This is a genomic window from Actinoplanes subglobosus (genome assembly GCF_042650585.1).
GTDB classification, from domain to species: Bacteria; Actinomycetota; Actinomycetes; order Mycobacteriales; family Micromonosporaceae; genus Actinoplanes; species Actinoplanes subglobosus.
Genome location: NZ_JBHSBL010000026.1, coordinates 221,808 through 242,450, shown reverse-complemented (window position 1 = coordinate 242,450; position 20,643 = coordinate 221,808). Strand labels below are relative to the sequence as shown.

17 protein-coding genes are annotated in these 20,643 nt (G+C 71.0%); 8 read left to right on the top strand and 9 right to left on the bottom strand.

All coding sequences use genetic code 11. The features are described 5' to 3' along the window. Positions 1 to 107 precede the first annotated feature (107 nt). Positions 108 to 2,135 (bottom strand): glycoside hydrolase family 3 protein, encoded by a 2,028-nt coding sequence (locus ACFO0C_RS39370; protein ID WP_378071901.1) that lies wholly within the window; start codon positions 2,133 to 2,135, stop codon positions 108 to 110. Between the two features lie 62 nt (positions 2,136 to 2,197). Here ACFO0C_RS39370 and ACFO0C_RS39365 point away from each other — a divergent pair, with 62 nt between their 5' ends. Next, complete coding sequence (locus tag ACFO0C_RS39365) at positions 2,198 to 2,713, top strand: response regulator (protein ID WP_378071900.1); 516 nt, start codon at positions 2,198 to 2,200, stop codon at positions 2,711 to 2,713. A gap of 71 nt (positions 2,714 to 2,784) precedes the next feature. Beyond that, complete coding sequence (locus ACFO0C_RS39360) at positions 2,785 to 4,419, top strand: sensor histidine kinase (RefSeq protein ID WP_378071899.1); 1,635 nt, start codon at positions 2,785 to 2,787, stop codon at positions 4,417 to 4,419. A gap of 80 nt (positions 4,420 to 4,499) precedes the next feature. Here the strand turns inward: ACFO0C_RS39360 and ACFO0C_RS39355 are convergent, their stop codons facing one another. The 6 genes from ACFO0C_RS39355 to ACFO0C_RS39330 all read right to left on the bottom strand — a co-directional run bounded on the left by ACFO0C_RS39355 (position 4,500) and on the right by ACFO0C_RS39330 (position 12,695). Next, the gene (locus ACFO0C_RS39355; protein WP_378071898.1) at positions 4,500 to 5,771 is read right to left on the bottom strand and encodes an NAD(P)/FAD-dependent oxidoreductase; all 1,272 of its coding nucleotides are present in this window, start codon (positions 5,769 to 5,771) and stop codon (positions 4,500 to 4,502) included. Positions 5,772 to 5,776: 5 nt separating this feature from the next. Beyond that, complete coding sequence (locus ACFO0C_RS39350; protein ID WP_378071897.1) at positions 5,777 to 6,232, bottom strand: Lrp/AsnC family transcriptional regulator; 456 nt, start codon at positions 6,230 to 6,232, stop codon at positions 5,777 to 5,779. 48 nt (positions 6,233 to 6,280) lie between these two features. Next, complete coding sequence (gabT, locus tag ACFO0C_RS39345) at positions 6,281 to 7,552, bottom strand: 4-aminobutyrate--2-oxoglutarate transaminase (protein ID WP_378071896.1); 1,272 nt, start codon at positions 7,550 to 7,552, stop codon at positions 6,281 to 6,283. Positions 7,553 to 7,554: 2 nt separating this feature from the next. Continuing rightward, the gene (locus ACFO0C_RS39340) at positions 7,555 to 8,991 is read right to left on the bottom strand and encodes a gamma-aminobutyraldehyde dehydrogenase (RefSeq protein ID WP_378071895.1); all 1,437 of its coding nucleotides are present in this window, start codon (positions 8,989 to 8,991) and stop codon (positions 7,555 to 7,557) included. A gap of 140 nt (positions 8,992 to 9,131) precedes the next feature. Continuing rightward, positions 9,132 to 10,337: a PP2C family protein-serine/threonine phosphatase gene (locus ACFO0C_RS39335; protein WP_378071894.1), complete on the bottom strand. Its 1,206-nt coding sequence runs from the start codon at positions 10,335 to 10,337 to the stop codon at positions 9,132 to 9,134. A 9-nt stretch (positions 10,338 to 10,346) separates the two neighbouring features. Then, positions 10,347 to 12,695 carry a glycoside hydrolase family 3 N-terminal domain-containing protein gene (locus ACFO0C_RS39330; RefSeq protein ID WP_378071893.1) on the bottom strand — a complete coding sequence of 783 codons (2,349 nt, stop codon included), beginning with the start codon at positions 12,693 to 12,695 and terminating at the stop codon, positions 10,347 to 10,349. Between the two features lie 236 nt (positions 12,696 to 12,931). Between ACFO0C_RS39330 and ACFO0C_RS39325 the strand changes: the two genes are divergently transcribed. From ACFO0C_RS39325 to ACFO0C_RS39315, 3 genes are read left to right on the top strand one after another with little or no spacing between them, the layout of a single operon-like run. After that, a complete protein-coding gene (locus ACFO0C_RS39325) occupies positions 12,932 to 14,248 on the top strand; it encodes a substrate-binding domain-containing protein (protein WP_378071892.1) in 1,317 nt (438 codons plus the stop codon). After that, positions 14,245 to 15,171, top strand: a complete 927-nt coding sequence (locus ACFO0C_RS39320; RefSeq protein WP_378071891.1) for a carbohydrate ABC transporter permease — start codon at positions 14,245 to 14,247, stop codon at positions 15,169 to 15,171. Before ACFO0C_RS39325 ends, ACFO0C_RS39320 begins: the two co-directional genes overlap by 4 nt. A gap of 1 nt (position 15,172) precedes the next feature. Continuing rightward, on the top strand, positions 15,173 to 16,072 hold the full coding sequence (locus ACFO0C_RS39315; RefSeq protein WP_378071890.1) for a carbohydrate ABC transporter permease: 900 nt from the start codon (positions 15,173 to 15,175) through the stop codon (positions 16,070 to 16,072). Here ACFO0C_RS39315 and ACFO0C_RS39310 read toward each other — a convergent pair. After that, positions 16,037 to 17,074, bottom strand: coding sequence for a LacI family DNA-binding transcriptional regulator (locus ACFO0C_RS39310; protein ID WP_378071889.1), 1,038 nt, complete (start codon positions 17,072 to 17,074; stop codon positions 16,037 to 16,039). The genes ACFO0C_RS39315 and ACFO0C_RS39310 overlap by 36 nt on opposite strands. A 383-nt stretch (positions 17,075 to 17,457) precedes the next feature. Here ACFO0C_RS39310 and ACFO0C_RS39305 point away from each other — a divergent pair, with 383 nt between their 5' ends. Then, positions 17,458 to 17,610: a hypothetical protein gene (locus ACFO0C_RS39305; RefSeq protein ID WP_378071888.1), complete on the top strand. Its 153-nt coding sequence runs from the start codon at positions 17,458 to 17,460 to the stop codon at positions 17,608 to 17,610. 38 nt (positions 17,611 to 17,648) lie between these two features. On the opposite strand, the gene ACFO0C_RS39300 is transcribed toward ACFO0C_RS39305, so the two are convergent. Further along, positions 17,649 to 18,530: an LLM class F420-dependent oxidoreductase gene (locus tag ACFO0C_RS39300; protein ID WP_378071887.1), complete on the bottom strand. Its 882-nt coding sequence runs from the start codon at positions 18,528 to 18,530 to the stop codon at positions 17,649 to 17,651. 66 nt (positions 18,531 to 18,596) lie between these two features. Here ACFO0C_RS39300 and ACFO0C_RS39295 point away from each other — a divergent pair, with 66 nt between their 5' ends. Both ACFO0C_RS39295 and ACFO0C_RS39290 read left to right on the top strand, forming a co-directional pair. Beyond that, complete coding sequence (locus ACFO0C_RS39295) at positions 18,597 to 19,508, top strand: formylglycine-generating enzyme family protein (RefSeq protein ID WP_378071886.1); 912 nt, start codon at positions 18,597 to 18,599, stop codon at positions 19,506 to 19,508. Positions 19,509 to 19,963: 455 nt separating this feature from the next. Next, positions 19,964 to 20,455, top strand: a complete 492-nt coding sequence (locus ACFO0C_RS39290) for an Hsp20/alpha crystallin family protein (protein WP_378071885.1) — start codon at positions 19,964 to 19,966, stop codon at positions 20,453 to 20,455. The last annotated feature ends 188 nt before the right edge of the window (positions 20,456 to 20,643 follow it).

Genomic DNA, 20,643 nt, shown 5'->3' with positions numbered 1-20,643 from the left:
GGGCGTGATCCAGTCGCGCAACCACGCCGGCCCCGGTCATGCCAGGGACTGCCATCAGCGGTGAACCTGACAAGATCAGCTTCGGCCGAATCCGCGAACCGCGCGGGTCAGGAGGTCAAGGGGCGTAGGAGGGTGGCCGCCCTGGACGGGTCGCCGGATTCGGTGGCCACGGCGGCGTCGGCGATCATCGACTGCCAGCCCGGTGGGGTGGTGCCGGCGGCGACCCGGGCCGCCGCGGTGTCCAGCGGGGTGGATGCGGTGGTGCGCAGCCCCCAGCCGTACGGGAAGAGCGGCTCGTAGATCTTGTCGCCGACGTTGACCGGGACCTGCTCGGCCGCGCGGGGCCAGGACACCGGCAGCCGTCCGGTGAACTGTTCGCGGCCGAAGAGCACGTCGGCCACCCCGGCGCCCTCGCTGCCGGGCAGCCACGACGCGACCAGCGCGTCGACCCGGTCCAGGCCGGTGACCACCTGCGGCCGGCCGGACACGACCAGGACGACGCACCGGGCCGCCGCCGCGCAGACCTTGTCGACCACCGCCTGGTCCGCCGGTTGCAGGGTGAGGAGTTTGGGTTCCTTCTGCTCGGCGGTGCCGAACTGCCAGGGTTTGCTGCCGACGTCGCCGTGGCCCTCGGCGTAGGGCGTCTCGCCGACCACGACGACCCCGACGTCCGCCGCGCCGATCGGGGCGGACGCGTCGGCGCTGAAGGTGACCGCCGGCGCGACGGCCCGGATGCCGTCGAGGATCGTGGTCCCGGGGATGACGTCGCCGTTGCGGCCCTGCCAGTCGACGGTCCAGCCGCCGGACTGGTTGCCGATGTCGTCCGCGGTGCGCCCGGCCACGTAGATCGTCGCGTCCGGCCGCAACGGCAGGACGTCACCGGTGTTCTTGAGCAGGACCTGGGAGGCGGCGACGGCGTCGCGGGCGAGTTCCCGGTGGGCGGCGGTCCCGATCGGCCCGGCGGTCACGTACGGCTCCTCGAAGAGCCCGAGCTCGAACTTGACCCGCAGGATCCGTGTGACGGCGTCGTCGATCCGTGCCCGGGACACCCGGCCGGCCTCCACCTCGGCCCTGAGGCGTTCCTGGAAGAGCGGCGCGGTCGTCGGCTCCATGAACATGTCGACGCCCGCCTCGACCCCGGCCCGGACCTGGTCGGCGGTCGGCTCGTCACCGCCCGGGGCGGAAGGCAGCTGGTGGATGGCCTCCCAGTCGCTCACCACGAACCCGTCGAAGCCGAACCCCTCCTTGAGCGTGCCGTTGATCAGCTCCCGGTTCGCGTGCATCTTGACCGGCCCACCCTCCGAGCCGACGCTGGAGAACGAGGGCATGACACTGCGCACCCGGTGTTCCCGGACCGCGGCGGCGTACGGCGCCAGGTCGATCCGGGCGAAGTCGTCCGGGCCGGCGGCGGTGACGCCCTGGTCGATGGCGTAGCCGCTGTCACCGGTGCCGTACCGGGTGTCGCCGTCCCCGGCGAAGTGCTTGACGGTGGCGACGACCCCGTTGTTCTGCAGCCCGTCGACGGCGCTCCCGCCGAGCCGGCTGACGAGGGCCGGATCCTCGCCGAAGCTCTCGTAGGAGCGGCCCCACCGTTCGTCGCGGGTGACGCAGACACACGGCGCGAAGTCCCACCGGATGCCGGTCGCCCGCATCTCCGCGGCGGTGGCCCGGTACACCTTCTCGACCAGGCCGGCGTCCCGGCTCGCGCCGAGGCCGATGTTGTGCGGGAAGACGGTGGCGCCGTGCACGTTGCCGTGCCCGTGGACGGCGTCGATGCCGTAGAGCAGCGGGATCCGCAGAGGGGTGGCGAGGGCGGCCCGCTGAAGGCTGTTGATCATCTCGGCCCAGGCCTGCGGGGTGTTCGGGGTGGGCACCGACCCGCCGCCGGACAGCACCGACCCGAGCCGCCACCGGGTGACCAGGTCGGGGTCGCCGTCGACCTGGGCGCGTTCGGCCTGGGTCATCTGCCCGATCTTGTCGTCCAGGGTCATCCGGGACAGCAGATCGGCGACCCGGCGTTCGACGGGCTGTCCCGCGTCGAGATAAAGCGGGTCGGAGGCGGCGGAGGCCGGAGTGACGGCCATGGTGAGCGCGACGGCGGCGCCCAGAGCGGCGAGCCGGAACAGTGGTCGCATGCCGTTCTCCTCGGTGGTCGGGGTCCTCCGTCCAGGAGAACGCACGGGTCGCCGGTGGCGATATGCCGATCTCGGGCGATATGCCGATCTCGCCCCGGGCCGTGCCGGGCTGGCGCATGCTGGAACGACGGACTTCCGACGGAGCTGACATGGCCGTATTGCTGATCGCTGAGGACGACGAGGACATCGCGGTCGTTCTCGTCAGGGTGTTCAAGCGAACCGGAATGACCGTGCTCCGGGCATCGGACGGAAGGGCAGCGTTCGAGGCGATCCTCGAGCACCGGCCGGATCTCGTGCTCACCGACCTGGGTATGCCGGTGATGGACGGCTGGGAGCTCATCGACGCGATCCGTAGTCATCCGGACGACGATGTCCGGCTGATCCCGGTGGCCGTTCTCAGCGGTCATCTGCGGCCCGGTGATCCCCGTCCCGGTGCCGCCCAGGTCTGCGCCATCATGCTCAAGCCGTGCCCCAACGACCGCCTGCTCGCGACCATGGACGAGCTGGTCGGCATCGGTCCGCACGACCACGATGCGGCGGACAATCGGTGTCCGGCGGACATGCCCGTCTCAGTATGAAAAATAGGGAAGTGGGTAAGGCGTTGAACAGCCCGTGACCACGGGCCTCGCTGAACAGAATCGGGCGGGTCATGGTGGTGCTGGACGAGGCCGCGGCCGCTCTGGACAACGGTGCCTTCCTCGGCGCCCTGCTGCAGAGCATGGACGCCGGCGTGCTCGCCTGCGACGGTGACGGCCGGGTGGTCTTCGCCAACCGGGCGATGCGCGAGATCACCGGCATCGGCCTCGACGGTCCGCTCCCACCCGACTTCGAGGACCGGGTGTTTCAGCACCTGACCACACCCGATCAGCGGCCGATGACGCGCGCGCAGAACCCCTTGCTGCGCGCGCTGCACGGCGAGCACGTGATCTCCGAGGACGTGATGGTCAGCCGTCCCGGGCACCGGGTGCGGATCTTCGACACCAGCGCGCAGCCGATCCCCGGGCCGGGCGGGACGACGCTCGGTGCGGTCGCGGTCTCCCACGAGGTCACCGCGCTGCGCCGGGTCGAGCGGTTCCGCAACTGCCACATCGCCGTCGAGCACGTGCTCAAGCAGGCCGGCACCGCGGCCGAGGCGGCGCCGAACCTGCTGCGGGCGGTCGCCGCCACGCTGGGCTGGCCGTGCGCCGAGCTGTTCCTGATCGACGACGCGACCGGGATGCTCCAGTCGGTCGGTCACTGGGACGCGGCGGGCCTCGACCCGGAGGGCTTCTTCGGTCACACACCGGAGTGGGGGCAGGGCATCACCGGCCGGGTCTGGGAGAGCGGACGCCCGATCTGGGTGCCGGACATCGCGCTCAGCTCCGACCTGCGCACCGCCCACGAGCGGGAGCGGGTGCAGATCTGCCTGCGCCGCGGGGTGCGCACCGCACTGGCCGTGCCGGTCCGCGACGGCGGCACCCTGCTCGGCGTGCTGGCCTGCTACGCCGGCACCCAGGAGTACGAGCCGGACCTGCTCACCGTCCTGCTCGACGGGGTGGCCGCGCAGATCGGGATATTCGTCGCGCAGCGCCGGGCCGAGGAGTTGTCGCGCCAGCTGGCCCGTGCCCAGGGCGACTTCGTGGACCTGGTCGGGCACGAGTTGCGGACCCCGCTCACCTCGATCACCGCGAACGCCACCCTGCTGGCCGAGGAGACGGCCGGCCTCGACCCGGAGATCCGGGAGATGACCCGGGTGATCGCCCGCAACGCCGAGGCCCTCCAGCGGATCGCCGACACCCTGCTCGACCTGGCCGGGCTCGACTCCGGCCACCTCGGCCTGGACGTGCACGACGTCGACCTGGCGTCACTGGTGGCCGACGCGGCGACCTGCCTGCGGCACAGCGGCGACCGGCTCACCCTGGTCACCGAGCTGCCGGCGGCGCTGCGCCTGCCCGGCGACCGGGTCCGGCTGCGTCAGGTGGTCGACGACGTGCTGTCCAACGCTGTCCGGTACAGCCCAGTCGGCGCGCCGGTGCACGTCACGTTGCGGGCCGTCGACACGACCGCCGAGCTGTGCATCGCCGACGGCGGGATCGGCACCCCCGAGGGCGAGCACGCCCGGGTCTTCGACCGGTTCTTCCGCGGCAGCAACGTCCGCCATCAGGGCAGCACCGGCAGCGGGCTGGGCCTGAGCCTGGCCCGCGCCATCGTGCTGCTGCACGGTGGAACGATCAAACTGTCCGACAACCGCCCGTCCGGCACGATCGTCTGCATCCGGCTCCCGCTCGCCGGCCCACCGGCCTGACCGAAAGCGATCGGCGCGAGGCGAAAGCTGCCCGCCTTTCGGAGGCCGCCCGCCTTTCGAAGGCTGCCCGCCGACGAAGGTCAGGCGGCGCGGCGGCGGTCGAACGCGTCCAGCAGGGCGGTCGCCCGCAGGCCCACGTTGATGCCGAGCCATCGCGCCGGCTCCGGCTCCCACCGGCGCGAGCGATGCCCGACCCACGGCAGGCGGGTCAGGTCACTGTCCACCCCGAGGATCAGATCCGCGAGGGTACGCCCGGCGAGATTGGCCGCCGCGACACCATCGCCCACGTAGCCCCCGGCCCAGGCGATCCCGTCCCGCAGACCGACCGACGGCATCCAGTCCCGCGGGATGCCGAGCGGCCCGCCCCACCGGTAGGCGATCGGCGGGTCGATCCCGAACAGCTCGGTGAGCGTCGCCCGCAGCGCCTCGAACACCTCCGGCACCAGGTCGTACTCCGGGCGGATCTTCGAGCCGAAGTGGTACGGCGCCCCGCGCCCACCGAACGCGAGCCGGTCGTCGGCGGTCCGCTGACCGTAGATGACCAGCCGCCGCTCGTCGGTGAACGTCTCCCGCCGGGCCAGTCCGACGCGCTGCCAGAACTCCTCGGGCAGCGGCTCGGTGACGATCATCAGGGAGTAGACCGGCGCGATGTCCCGGCGGTGCCCGGCCAGGCCGGCGGTGTAACCCTCCAGCGCCCGGACGATCGTGGGTGCGGTGACCGTACCCCGCATGGTCTTGATCTGTCCGGTTTTGATCTCCTCGACGCGGGTGCCCTCGTGGATCGTGACGCCGAGGCGCTCGACGGTCTCGGCCAGCCCGCGGACCAGTTTGGCCGGGTGCAGGGCGGCGCAGTGCTCGCTGTAGACGCCGCCGAGCACGTCGGTGGCGCGGCACATGGCCTTCGCCGTGTCCGCGTCGACGAAGCCCGGGTCGCCCTGGGCCCGCCGCAGCTGGACCGTGCTGCGGACCAGGGAGAGCGTGCCGCCCTTGGCGTAGTCGCAGTCGATGCCCTCGGCGGCGGCGACCCGGCCGACCTCGTCGACGGTGTCGCCGAGCGCCCGGTGCATGGCGGCCGCCGCGTCCGGCCCGAACCGCCGCGACAGCTTGGCCTCGGAGACCGGGAAGAGGCCGGACGCCCAGCCGCCGTTGCGGCCGGACGCGCCGAAGCCGCAGTACTCCGCCTCCAGGACCACGACCCGCTTCGACGGGTCGGCCTTGGCCAGGTAATACGCGGTCCACAAGCCCGTGTACCCGCCGCCGGCGATGGCCACGTCGGCGGAGAGGTCACCGGCGAGCGGCGGGCGTTTCTCGATCGGGCCCAGACTGTCGAGCCAGAAGGAGGGGCTGTTCATAGGTTCTACCGTGTTCCCCAGGCGTAGGTCTGTTTGGCGAGTCGCAGGTACATGAAGGTGTCGGCCTCGGTGACGCCGTCGATCGTGCGCACCTTCTCGTTGAGGATGTCGAGCAGGTGCTCGTCGTCGGTGCAGACCAGCTCGACCAGCAGGTCGTAACGCCCGGCGCAGATCACCACGTAGTCGACCTCGGGGACCTCGGCGATCCGGTCGGCGATGGTGCGCAGGTTGCCGTTGACCCGCAGGCCGACCATCGCCTGCCGGGCGAAACCCAGGGTCAGCGGGTCGGTGACCGCCACGATCTGCATCAGCCCGTTGTCCAGGAGCCGCTGCACGCGCTGGCGCACCGCGGCCTCGGAGAGACCGATCGTCTTGGCCAGCGTGGCGTACGACATGCGGCCGTCACGCTGCAGATGCTCGATGATCAGTTTGTTCGTATCGTCCAGCGTCACGTCCGTCACGCCGCGATTCTTCCCTGGAACGCTTGACGTCAGCAAAGGGGTCGCCCGTCAGGTGAGCAGAGCGCCGCGGAGGATGTCGAGACCGCGACGCAGATGCTCGTCCGGAATGACCAGAGGCGGCAGGAAACGCAGCACATTGCCGTAGGTGCCGCAGGTCAGCGTCAGCAGTCCGGCCTCGTGGCAGGCCTTCGACACCTTCGCGGTCCGCGTGGGATCCGGCTCGTCGCCGGGCAGCACCAGCTCGATCGCGATCATCGCGCCGCGGCCACGGACCTCGGCGATCCCCGGGTCCCCGGCGGCGATCTCCGCCAGCGCCGGTTTCAGCACCGACTCGATCCGCCGGGCCGCGGCGTTCAGGTCCAGCTCACGCATGGTCTCGATGGCGGCGAGGGCGGCCGCGCAGGCCACCGGGTTACCGCCGTACGTCCCACCGAGCCCACCGGCGTGCACCGCGTCCATCAGATCGGCCCGCCCGACGACCCCGGCGATCGGCAGCCCGCCGCCCATGCCCTTGGCCGTGGTGATCAGATCCGGCTCCAGGCCCTCGTCCTCGGACGCGAACCACTGCCCGGTACGCGCGAACCCGGTCTGGATCTCGTCGGCGATGAACACCGCCCCGTTCGCCGTCGCCCACGCCGCGATCGCCGGCAGGAAGCCCGGCGCCGGCACCACGAAACCGCCCTCACCCTGGATCGGCTCGATCAGCACGGCCGCCACGTTGGAACCGCCGACCTGCTTCTCGATCACGTCGATCGCCCGGCGGGCCGCCTCCGGACCGGTCAGTCCGCCGTCGCGCAGCGGGTACGACATCGGCGCCCGGTAGACCTCCGGGGCGAACGGGCCGAACCGGTGCTTGTACGGCATGTTCTTCGCGGTCAGCGCCATCGTCAGGTTCGTCCGGCCGTGGTAGGCGTGGTCGAACACGATCACGGCCGGCCGTCCGGTCGCGTGGCGGGCGATCTTGACGGCGTTCTCCACCGCCTCGGCACCCGAGTTGAACAGCGCGGCCCGCTTCTCGAAGCTCCCCGGGGTCAGATCGATCAGCTGCTCGCAGACCGCCACGTACGACTCGTAGGGGGCCACCATGAAACAGGTGTGGGTGAACCGCTCGACCTGCGCGCGGACCGCCTCGACCACGCGCGGGGCGGCGTTGCCGACGTTGGTGACCGCGATCCCGGAGGCGAAGTCGATCCACTCCCGGCCGTCGACGTCGGTGATCGTGCCCAGTTTCGCGTCGGCGACATAGGCGTTCACCACGGACCCGACACCCTTGGCGACGGCAGCGAGCCGCCGCTTGTGCAGTTCCTCCGAGCTGGTCACGGTCAGGCCCCCACGTTGTGCATGACGTGCTTGATGCGGGTGTAGTCCTCGAACCCGTACACCGACAGGTCCTTGCCGTGCCCGGAGTGCTTGAATCCGCCGTGCGGCATCTCGGCGACCAGCGGGATGTGGCAGTTGACCCACACGCAGCCGAAGTCGAGCCGCTGCGTCATCCGCATCGCCCGGCCGTGGTCCTTCGTCCAGACGCTGGAGGCCAGGGCGTACTCGACACCGTTGGCGTAGCCGACCGCCTCGTCCTCGTCGCCGAACCGCTGCACGGTGATGACCGGGCCGAACACCTCGTTCTGGATGATCTCGTCGTCCTGCCGCAGCCCGGAGACGACCGTGGGGGAGTAGAAGAAGCCCCGGTCGCCGACCCGCGCGCCACCGGCCTGGAGGACCGCGTGCTCGGGCAGCCGGTCGATGAAACCGGCGACCCGGGCCAGCTGGTTCGCGTTGTTGACCGGGCCGTAGAGCACGTCCTCCTGGTCCGGGGCGCCGGTCTTGATCTCCCGGGCCTGGGCCGCGAGCGCCGCCACGAAGTCGTCGTGGACACCGGCGGACACGAGCACGCGGGTGGCGGCGGTGCAGTCCTGGCCGGCGTTGAAGTAACCGGCCTCGGCGATCGACGCGGCGGCAGCCTCGACGTCGGCGTCGTCGAAGACCACGACCGGGGCCTTGCCGCCCAGCTCCAGGTGGGTGCGCTTGAGGTCGGCGGCGGCCGAGCCGGCCACCTCCATGCCGGCCCGGACCGAACCGGTGATCGACACCATCTGCGGGGTCTTGTGGGTGACCAGGGCACGGCCGGTGTCACGGTCGCCGAGGACCACGTTGAACAGGCCGGCCGGCAGGAACTCCGCGGCGATCTCGGCCAGCATCACGCTGGTGACCGGGGTGGTGTCGGACGGCTTGAGCACCACGGCGTTGCCCGCGGCCAGCGCCGGCGCGATCTTCCACATCGCCATCAGCAGCGGATAGTTCCACGGGGTGACCTGGGCACAGACGCCGATCGGCTCGCGGCGCACGTAGCTCTCGAAACCGTTCATGTACTGCCCGGCCGAGCGGCCCTCCAACACCCGGGCGGCGCCGGCGAAGAAGCGCAGGTGGTCGATGGCCGGCGGGAGCTCCTCGCTGGCGGTCAGGCCGAGCGGCTTGCCGGTGTTCTGCGACTCGGCGGCGACCAGCTCGTCGGCGCGGGCCTCGATGGCGTCGGCGAACTTGAGCAGGGCGCGCTGGCGCTCACCGGGAGTGGTGTCCCGCCACTGCTGGAACGCGGTGGAGGCGGCGGTCATGGCCCGGTCGACGTCCTCGGACCCGGAGACCGGCGCGGAGGCGAACACCTCACCGGTGGACGGGTCGACGAGATCCTCGTACCGCCCCTCGACGGGTGCGACGGCCTCGCCCCCGATGAGGTTGTGCAGTACCGTCTTCGCGGTCATCCGGCGCCTCCAGCTGTGGTATCAGCGAATTCGGCCCCATCTTTTCTGCTGAATCCGTTGCGAACAAGAGTTCGCAGCAATATTTCCGTAGGAGCTGGGGCCGGTAACCAACCTGCCATCGAACGGTGACACACGAGCCGTCATCCGAGTCGGCGAACCGCCAGAACCGCGACGTCGTCGGTCGGCAGCTCGTCCGCGGCATTCGACATGACGGTAGCGCAGACCACCTCCGGCGCGTCGGCCGCAACGATCGCGACCAGCCGGTCCAGCCCGGTGTCGATCACCTCGCCGCGGCGCTCGACCAGACCGTCGGTGTAGCAGAGCAGCAGCGTGCCGGGCGCCAGTGGCACCGCGGTGGTGCGGCGGGCCCGGCCCGGGTGGATCACCCCGAGCGGCGGGTCGACCGGCACGGCGGCCAGCCCGGCCGGGCCGTCCGGGGCGGCCAGCACCGGGCACAGATGGCCGGCCGAGGAGATCATCGCCCGGTCCCGGCCGGGGCTGATCATCGCGTAGAGCGCGGTGGTGAGACTGCCCGCCTCGAAATGCTGCACCTTGCGGTCCAGCAGGGTCAGCGCCTTCGCCGGGTCGTCGCAGATCAGCGCGTAGGCCCGCAGGGCGCTGCGGATGCGGCCCATCACCACCGCCGACGCCAGGCCGTGCCCGGACACGTCGCCGATCACCACACCCAGCCAGCCGGACGGGAGGACGAACACGTCATACCAGTCGCCGCCGAGGCCGGTCGCGTGGCCGGGCACGTAGCGCGCGGCCAGGTCGACGCCGGGCACCGACGGCAGCCGGGCCGGGAGCAGGCTGCGCTGCAGCGCCAGGGCGGCCGCCTGATCGAGTTTCGCCGACCGGATCCGCCCGGCCACGGCGGCCCGGTCGGCGACCAGCTCGAGCAGCCTCACGTCGTCGTCGCCGAACTCGCGGCGGCTCAGCGTGCCGACGTGCAGCACCCCCACCAGATCCCGGCCGGCCAGGATCGGCACGCCCAGCAGCGAGTGGATGCCCATCGTGATCAGGATCGGGTTGACCACGTCGCCCGCGGAGACGTCGGTGAGCCGGACCGCGGTCCGGGTCGCCGCGATCCGGCCGGCGAACCCGCGGCCCACGGCCACCCGGAACCCGGCCCGGACCTCGTCCTCCAGGCCCTTGGCCGCGGTCGCGACGAGCTGCTGGGAGTGGGCGTCGAGCAGCAGGATCGCCGCGGTGTCGACACCCAGCAGATCACGCACCCGGTCCAGCAGCTCATCGAGGAGATCGGAGACGTCGAGCCGGGACAGCGTCGCATCGGTGACCGCCTCGAGCCGGCGCAGCCGCTCGTCGTCGTTGATGCGTGGGGGCACGAGTTCAGCCTAGTGTTCCGGTCGCACCTCCACCGGCGTGGTGATGACCCGTCCGGGCCCGGCTGGGCGGATCGGCCCGGTCAGCTCGACCGTCGCCTCGCAGGGCAGGTCACCGGCCGACGTGCCGGCGAGAACCCGCAGCTCACCGGGCTCGACGATACGTTTCAAGTCGCGGCCGGTGAATGCCGTACGGTCGGTGTGCACGTGGAAGACCACCTCCGCCGCGGCACCGGCGGCCAGCTCCACCCGCTGGAAACCGGCGAGCTGAACCACCGGACGGGTGACCTGGGCGACCGGGTCGGTCAGGTAGAGCTGCACCACCTCCGTCCCGGCCCGGTCGCCGGTGTTGCGGACCCGCACGGTGGCGGTGAACGCGCCGTCGGTCGGCACCCGGCTCGCGGACAGACGCAGGTCGCCGACGCTGAACGAGGTGTAGGACCGGCCGTGCCCGAACGCGAACAGCGGCGCCGGGTCCAGGTTGCTGGTGCCGGTGTGCACCGCGCCGAGCCGGGGCTGCAGATAGGTGCCGGGCTGGCCGCCCGGGGTGCGCGGGATCTGCACCGGCAGCTTGCCGCTGGGCTGCACCCGGCCGGAGAGCACACCGGCGATGGCCGGGCCGCCCTCCTCGCCCGGCATGAACGCCTGCACCAGGGCGGCGGCCCGGCCCTCGAAGTCGCCCAGCGCGTACGGCCGGCCGGACACCACGACCACCACCACCGGAGTGCCGGTGCCGAGAAGCGCTTCGACGAGATCCGCCTGGACGCCCGGCAGGCGCAGGTCGGCGGCGTCGCAGCCCTCGCCCGAGGTGCCCTTGCCGAACAGGCCGGCCAGGTCACCGACGAACGCCAGGCACACGTCGGCGTCCCGGGCGGCGGCCACCGCCTCGGCGAATCCGGAGCGGTCGTCGCCGTCGACGGCGCACCCCGGGGCGTACGCGATCTCGGCCCCCGCGAACTCGGCCCGCAGGGACTCGGCCGCCGTGGGCAGCGCGATCTCCGGGTCGACGCCCGGATAGCGGGGAAGCACGTGGTTGGCGAAGGCGTAGCAGCCCAGGAAGGTGCGCGCGTCGTCGGCGCAGGGGCCGACCACCGCTATCCGCCCCGTGCCGGACAGCGGCAGCACCTCACCCGGGTCGAGGAGCACGATCGAGCGCTCGGCGACCTCGCGGGCCAGCTCCCGGTTGGCCGCGGAGTCCAGCGTGACCTCGGCGGCCGTGGCCACCGAGCCTTCCGGGGTCCACTCCGGATCGAGCAGCCCGGCGGCCGCCTTCTGGGTGAGCACCCGGCGGGCCGCGCGGTCCACGAACGACTCGTCGACCTCGCCGGACCGGACCCGGTCGGCCAGCTCCGCGCCGTACCCGATGGTGTCGGGCAGCTCCACGTCGATGCCGGCCTCCAGCGCGCGGGCCCCGGCGTCGCCGTCGTCGCCGGCGATGCCGTGCATGCTCGCCAGGAACGGCACCGCCCAGTAGTCCGACACCACCGTGCCGGTGAAGCCCCACTCGCCGCGCAACAGGTCGGTGAGCAGCCAGGAGTCGGCGCCGGCCGGCACCCCGTCGACGTCGGAGTAGGAGTTCATCACCGATCCGGCGCCGTCCCGGACGGCGGCCTCGAACGGTGGCAGGATCATGTCGAGCAGCTCGCGGCGGCCCATCGGCACCGGGCCGTGGTTGCGGGCGCCGCGAGAGGCGGAGTAACCGGCGAAGTGCTTGAGCGTGGCGATCACCCCGGAGCTCTGCAGCCCCCGCACATACGCCGAGCCGACGGACGCGACCAGGTAGGGGTCCTCACCGATGGACTCCTCCACCCGGCCCCACCGGTAGTCGCGGACCACGTCGAGGACCGGGGCCAGCGCCTGGTGCACGCCGAGGGCCGCCATGTCCCGGCCGATCGCGGCGGCCATCCGCTCGATCAGCTCCGGGTCGAACGTGGCGCCCCAGGCGATCGCGGCCGGGTAGACCGAGGCGCCGTGCATGGTGAACCCGGTCAGGCACTCCTCGTGCACCATCGCCGGGATGCCCAGCCGGGACGAGGCCATCACGATGCGCTGCTGGCGCACCAGCTCGGCGGCGCCCTCGGAGACGGTGATCGGGTAGCTGCCGTAGATCCGGGTGAGCTGGCCGAGACCGTGCCGGCTGGCGTCCTCCAGCGCGGGGCCCCCGCTGAACTCGCTCTCCATCGGGGCGACCGAGTGCTCCGACTCCGGCTCGGGGCCGGCTGGACCGGTGGCGCCCTTGTCCTTGCCGATCCACCGGCTGCCGAGCTGGGCCACCTTCTCCTCGAGCGTCATCGCGGCGAGGAGGGCCTCGACGCGCTCGGGAACCGGCAGCGCCGGATCCTGCCAGGGATGTGTTGTCAACGAAACCTCCGAAACTTTCGGTGCCGTCCAACGGCGGGCCGGTGGGCTGCGGCGGACGGTGACGCGCCCACCGGCGTTGCTAACTCTCGCGCTCCGGGCACGGTTAGAGCAAGAGCCTTGACACTCGTAACGGCGAAACCCTACGTTAACGAAACCTCGCGTTAATTTGCGGCTGTCACTCGAAACTTCCGGCAGCGGCTACCGCTCTTAATCTGCTTCTGACAACGGAGATCAGCGTGAAGCGCAGGAATTTCTTGACCCTCTCCGCCGGCCTCGGCGCCGGAGCGACGCTCGCGGCCTGTGGCACGTCCGGCCCGGCCGGCGGCGGTGACACCGCCAAGGCCGGCGAGGCCTCCTACTGGTTCCTCAGCGGCCCGCCCGGTGAGCCGGTCCGCACCGGGGCCGTCGACCGGTTCAACAAGGCCAACCCCAACGGCCAGATCAAGATCAATACGTTCCAGAACGATGCATACAAGGACAAGCTGAAGACCGCGCTCGGCGCCGGCCAGCCGCCGACGATCATCTGGGGCTGGGGTGGTGGCGGCCTGAAGAGCTACGTCGACGCCGGCCAGGTCGACGACCTGACCGACTGGTTCGGGCAGAATGCGGCGGTCAAGGACCGGCTCTTCCCGTCCTCCTTCGGCCCGGCCACGATCAACGGCAAGATCTACGCGATGCCGGCCGAGACGGTGCAGCCGATCGTGCTCTTCTACAACAAAGAGGTCTTCGCCAACGCCGGGCTCACCCCGCCGCAGTCGTGGGGCGAGATCATGGACCTGGTGCCGAAGTTCAACGCCAAGGGCATCGCGCCGTTCTCCCTCGGTGGTCAGTCCCGCTGGACCAACATGATGTGGCTGGAGTTCCTCTTCGACCGGATCGGCGGCCAGTCGGTCTTCGGTGACGTCTTCGACGGCAAGGCGAACGCCTGGAGCAACCCGGCCGCGATCGACGCGCTCACCAAGATCCAGGACCTGATCAAGGCGGAGGGCTTCGTCAAGGGCTTCGCCTCGATCACCGCCGACTCCAACGCCGACCAGGCCCTGCTCTACAAGGGCAAGGCGGCCATGATGCTGCACGGCAGCTGGTCCTACGGCATCATCCAGGCCCAGGGCGGCTCGTTCATCAAGGACGGCAAGCTCGGCTACATGAACTTCCCCGGTGTCGACGGCGGCAAGGGCAACCCCGAGGACACCGTCGGCAACGCCGGCCAGTTCCTGTCGATCTCCGCCAAGGCCTCCGCCGAGCAGAAGGAGATCGCCAAGAAGTTCTTCGCCAGCATGCTCGACGACACCGAGCAGTCCGACTGGATCGGGACCGGCGGCGTGCCCATCGTCAAGGGCTCCGACGCCAAGCTCGCCGCCTCTCCGGACGCCGACTTCCTCAAGTTCGTCTACGGCGTGGCCAGCAACGCCAAGGTGTTCGCCCAGTCGTGGGACCAGGCACTCAGCCCGACCGCGGCGGAGACCCTGCTGGACAACATCTCGAAGCTGTTCACCCAGTCGATCGGTCCGCAGCAGTTCGCCGACAACATGAACGCGGTCATCGGGAAATGACCGTCGCTCCGCCTGTGGTGCGGACCGCTCCCCCCGGCAGCAACAACGCCGGGGGGAGCGGGTCCGTCTCCTGGATGGCCTGGCCCGCCCTGATCGCCTTCACCCTCTTCGGGGTGATCCCGCTGCTCGGCGTCCTGGTGCTCAGTTTCAGCTCGTGGAGCGGCCAGACCACCGAGATCCCGTTCTCCGGCCTGGACAGCTGGCGGACCGTGCTCGCCGACCCGGACCTGCCGCACGCGCTCTGGGTCACCTTCCTGATCATGGCGTTCTCCTGGCTCGTGCAGACCCCGATCTCGATCCTGCTCGGGGTGTTCCTCGCCGCCCAGCACCGCTACCGCGCGGTGCTGGCGGTGCTCTACTTCATCCCGCTGCTGCTCAGCCAGGCCGCCATCTCGATCACCTACAAGGCGCTGCTCGACCCGAACTTCGGGCTCGGTGCCGGGCTCGGCTTCGAGTTCCTGCAGCAGGACTGGCTCGGCGACGGCACCCTGGCCATCGGCGTCGTGGTGTTCGTGGTGTCCTGGCAGTTCATCCCGTTCCACTCGCTGATCTACCAGGGCGGGGTGCGGCAGATCCCGGCGTCGATGTACGAGGCGGCCCAGATCGACGGCGCCGGCCGGGTCCGTCAGTTCTTCAACATCACGCTGCCGCAGCTGAAGTACACGGTCATCACCTCGTCGACGCTGATGGTGGTCGGGTCGCTGACCTTCTTCGACCTGATCTGGGTGCTCACCGCCGGCGGCCCCGGCGACGCCACCTCGGCCCTGGCCGTCGACATGTACCAGCGCGGATTCAAGGCCAACCTGATGGGCCCGGCCAGCGCGATCGCCGTCATCCTGGTGCTGTGCGGCCTGCTCCTGGCGCTGGGACTGCGCCGGCTCGGCGGGCGTGACCAGGCCGACAGCCAGCTGGAAGGAGCCTGACATGGCGACGATGCTCGACAGCCGTACCCCTTCGCCGGCCTTGCGGAAGCCGCCGGTGAAACGCCGTCGCCGGTTCAGCCCGCTGCACTGGAACTTCGCCGGTGGCCTGGCCGGATGGCTCTGGCTGGCGATCGTGGTGATCCCGATCTACTGGATCGTCATCACCAGCCTCAAGCTGCAGAACGACTACTACGACACCAACCCGCTCGCCCCGCCGTCCGACCCGACGCTGGAGAACTACCGGTTCGTCCTGGAGAACGACTTCGTCCGGTACTTCATGAACAGCGTCATCGTCACGGTCGGCGCGGTCGGCCCGGCGGTGATCGTGTCGTTCATGGCGGCGTACGCGATCATCCGCGGCGGCGCCGGCAGCCGGTTCCTGCGGATGGTCAACGGCCTGTTCCTGATGGGTCTGGCGATCCCGCTGCAGGCGGTCATCATCCCGATCTACCTGATCATCATCAGGATCCAGATGTACGACACCCTCGGCGCGATCATCATGCCCTCGCTGGCGTTCGCCATCCCGCTGAGCGTGCTGGTGCTGGGGAACTTCATCCGCGACGTGCCGAAGGAGCTCTTCGAGTCGATGCGGATGGACGGCGCCACCGAGTGGGGCACCCTGTGGCGGCTCGCCTTCCCGCTCACCCGGCCGGCCCTGGTGACCGTCACCATCTACCAGGGACTGACCGTGTGGAACGGCTTCGTGCTCCCGCTGATCCTCACCCAGAGCCCGGAGAACCGGACCCTGCCGCTCGCCCTCTGGGAGTTCCAGGGCCAGTTCAGCGTCAACATCCCCGCCGTGCTGGCCGCCGTCGTGCTGACGACCGTGCCGATCCTCACCCTCTACGTGATCGGGCGACGTCAGCTACTCAGCGGGCTGACCGCCGGATTCAGCAAGTGACCTGGTGCTCTCCCGCACCATGAGCTTGGTCGCCAGCTCCACCCGGGGAGTCTCGATGGACTCGCCGCGCGACAGCCGCAACACGGTCCGCGCGGCGAGCCCGCCCATCTCGGCCAGCGGCTGACGGACCGTGGTCAGCGGCGGCGACGACCACCGCGACTCCGGCAGGTCGTCGAAACCGACGACGCTCAGCTGGTCGGGCACCCGAAGGCCGCGCCGCCGGGCGGCCTCGCACACGCCCAGAGCCATCAGGTCGCTGGACGCGAAGACCGCGGTCGGCCGCTCGGGCAGGTCGAGCAGCCGGTTGCCGGCCAGGAAACCGGCCTCGTGCCGGAAGTCGCCGGTGGTGATCAGCTCCTCGTCGACCCGCACGCCGGCCGCCTCCATCGCCGCCCGGTAACCGTCGAGCCGGGCCCGGCTGCACAGCAGGTTGCGCGGGCCGGCCACGAAACCGATCCGCCGGTGGCCCAGCGACAGCAGGTGATCGGTGGCGGTGCGCCCGCCGGACCAGTTGGTCGCCCCGATCGTCGGCACGTCGGAGGCCACCCCGCCGGCCGGGTCGATGATCACCACGGGCACCTTGAGACGATGCAGCTCGCTGTGCACCGGCTCGGCCACGTCGGAGGTCACGAAGATGACGCCGTCGGAGGCGCGGGCCCGCAGGTTCTGCAACCACTGCCGGGTCGCGGTGCTGCGCCGATGGACCTGGGAGACCACGGTGCCGACGCCGGCCGCATGCGTCACGTCCTCGACGCCGCGCACCAGCTCCAGCGCCCACGGGCTGTCCAGGTCGTTGAAGACCAGGTCGACAAGTCGGGCACGCCCGGAATGCCGAGAGTTGCGAGGACGGTAGTCGTGCTCTCGCAGCAGCCGCTCGATCAGCTCGCGGGTGCCCGGTGACACGTCGGAGCGACCATTGAGCACGCGAGACACGGTCGGCACGGAAACACCGGCCGCCTCCGCGATCGCGGCGATCGTCACCCTTCCCCTGCCAGTGGCCACGGGGCTGCTCCTTACGCCGGCCCATCTCGGCTGGAACTTTCGGAATCCGGCATCGGAATTCTGCCATGCCCCGACCGTACGAGAAATCCCTGGTCGGGGTGGGACCGCTCCCACTTCCGTTCCGCTTCGCGAAACACTCATTTCCGGCACGGCGGCCGGGCGGGGTGGCCCTGGCGGGCCGGGCTGGGCGGCAGGAGATCGGCATCCTTGATCATCGCGGGATCCTGCTCACCGCCCTCGCGCGGCCGCGGCTCGGACGCCGGGAAGGTCCCGCCCGGCCGGCCCTGCGGACTGCCCACCTGCGCCGAGGTCAGCAAGGCCACCGACGTCGGCGCGCGCGGCAAGCCGCGGAGCGCGAACGCCGGTGGCCCCGGGGAGTGCCGGTGGGGCCGGCCGGAGAGCCTGCCGGGCGGCTGGGAGCTGCTCCTGGAGACCAGCGTGGCCAAGGGGTCCTGCTGCCGGCCGGAGGTGGCGGCATCATCAACGTCGACGAGGCGAAAGAACCGGCCGGCAAGGCCCTGGAGCGCCTGGGCTGAGCGGTGGGCCGGTCCGACCCGCCGGCCGGCCCGTCATCTCAGGAGAACTGCGGGACCACCTCTTCGGCGAACCGCAGCAGCGGCTCGTGGTCGTAGGCGACCCGCGGGAAGTAGGTGATCACGTAGTCGGCGCCGGCCGCGGCGAGCTGCTCCAGCTTGGCGATGTGCTGTGCGCTGGAGAGGCTCAGGTCGACGGAGTAACCGGTCGACTTGGTGATCCGGTCGTAGTCGCGCTCCAGCCTGTCGCAGTGGGCCCGCAGGACCGCCGCCTTCTGCCGGAAGATCTCCGGGTCGCCGTTGCCGAAGTTGGCGCCGTCGGCGTACTGCGCGACCAGCTTGAGCGTCACCTTCTCGCCGCCGCCGCCGAGCCAGAACGACGGGTGCGGCTTGCGCACACCCTTCGGCTCGTTGATCGGCTTGTCGATCCGGTAGTGCTTGCCGGTGAAGACCGGCTCGTCCTCGGTCCACATCCGGTGCACGATCTCGACGGCCTCACGGAACGCGGCCATCCGCTCCGGGACGTCGGCCCACTCGTAGCCGTAGGCCTTCCACTCGTGTTCGTACCACCCGGCGCCGAGACCCGCGTAGAGGCGGCCGTGGCTGGCCACGTCGACCGTCGAGGCGATCTTGGCGTAGAGGGCCGGGTGCCGGTAGCCGTTGCAGCCGACCATCTGGCCGATGTTGACCCGGCTGGTGTCGCGGGCCAGCGTGGACGTGACCGTCCAGGCCTCGAACGTGGTGTTCATCGTCGGCTCGGGCACCGTATGGAAATGGTCGTAGACCCAGATGCTGTCCCAGGGTCCGGCGTCGGCCACCTTGGCCACCGCCGTCATCGCCTCGTACTGCTCGACCGGGTCGGCGATCTCGACCAGGTCCATCCGCCACCCCTGTGGCACGAAAACCCCGAAACCAATGCTCATGAGATCAACCTACCGCCGGGTGACCCGCACCGCCCGTGATGACCATCCATACCTATCCTATCGGCTATGAGCTGTTGCACTCCCTCGTCCGGCCGGGCGGCCGCCGCGGCCGCCGCGCCGGTTCCCGGCGCCGGGACGCATGCGATCGAGCAGGTCTGCGTGCCGGCGCAGAGCTTCGCGATGGGGGACGCCCACGACGACGGGGTACGCCCGGACGGCGAACAACCCGTCCACGAGGTGCGCCTGCCCGCCTTCACCATCGACGCCACCTCGGTGACGGTCGCCGATTTCCGCGCGTTCACCCGGGCCACCGGCTTCCGAACCGACGCGGAGCGGTACGGCTGGTCCGCCGTCTTCCACCTGGCCCTCACCGACCCGGACCGGGTGGCCGGCCGGATGCACGGCACCCCGTGGTGGCTCGGTGTCGAGGGCGCCGACTGGGCCCATCCCGGCGGCCCCTCCGACACCGCGCTCGACGACCACCCGGTGGTGCACGTGAGCTGGGACGACGCGCGGGCCTACTGCGACTGGGCGGGCCGCCGGCTGCCGTCGGAGGCGCAGTGGGAGTGCGCGGCCCGGGGCGGTCTGCCGTCGCGGCGCTACCCGTGGGGTGACGACCTGCCCGCCGAGGGGCACGCCGTCAACATCTGGCAGGGCGGCTTCCCGCTGCACAACACCGCGGAGGACGGGTTCGTCACCACCGCCCCGGTGCGGTCGTTCCAGCCCAACGCGTACGGCCTGTGGCAGCCGGTCGGCAACGTGTGGGAGTGGTGCGCCGACTGGTTCTCCCCGGTCTACTACGCACAGTCGCCGGTGGACGACCCGCGTGGCCCGGAGTCGGGTGACGCCCGCGTGATCCGGGGCGGCTCCTACCTCTGCCACGACTCGTACTGCAACCGCTACCGCAACGCGGCCCGCTCCTCGAACACCGTAAATTCGTCGACGGGCAACATGGGCTTCCGTACCGTGGCCGCGTGAACGGGAGGGGCCGCATGAACGGATGGGTGCGTGTGCACTGGTACCGGAACGACGGGTCCGCCCGCGGTCTCCCGCCGTTCGGCCGTTGACTGGCCGAGCGCGGCATCGACTGGGAGCCGTTCGCGCCCGGTGAGGTCCGCGGCGGCACCATGTGCGGCCGTGACGACACGACCGGCCGCTGGTGGTGCGAGACCTACTGGGAGGTCCGGGCGGACGCCCTGGTCCGGCTCGGCCTGCATCCCGACCAGGAGCTGTCACATCTCCGGAGTCCCGTGCACCCGCGGTGGTGGCTCAGAAAAATCATGGCCGAACGGTTGGCACTCGGGGCCGACAAGTGCTAAAAAATGTCTTGTCGGTGCTGGTCAGAGAAAGATGACCACCGACCTCGGCGAGAGTTGTCAGCCGAGCGCCACGCGCCGCCGGACCGTCCGGTGGCCGCTTCGAGGAGGTTGATCGTGGTGCTGACTTTCGATCCTTTCCGCGAGTTCGACCGTCTGGCCGATCGCATGCTCGGTGTCCCGGCCATCGCGGGTGGTCCCGCGGCCGCGGCGATGCCGATGGATCTGTATCGCTCCGGTGACCACTTCGTGCTGCACTGCGACCTTGCCGGAATCGACCCGGGCTCGGTCAGCGTGGACGTCGACGGACGCGTGCTCACGATCCGGGCCGAGCGGTCCGCCCGGACCGACGCCGACGTGCAGTGGCTGCGCCGCGAGCGCGTGACGGGTGCCTTCGAGCGGCGACTCACCCTCGGCGACGGCCTGGACCTGGACCGGGTCGACGCGACCTGGCAGGACGGCGTGCTCACCGTGACCATTCCGGTCGCCGAGGCAGCCAAGCCCCGGCGCATCGCGATCGCGACCGGCCACGCGCCGGCACTCGCCGCCTCCGACCGGCCCGCCACCATCGAGGGGGACCCCGCTCCGGCGAAGTCGCAGGCCGGCTGATCCCCTCGGCCCGTCGCTGATCAACCAGCCGGGCCGGCGGACAGCCGGCCCGGCTCCTACCGCACGGCGGACGGCCGGGAAAGCAGCCACCCGGCCGGCTCCTAGCGCACGACGGACGGCCGGAAAAACAGCCGCCCGGGGCGTTGCCGGCGGGCGGTGCGGTGGGGGAGGGTTGCGGCTCCCCGCCA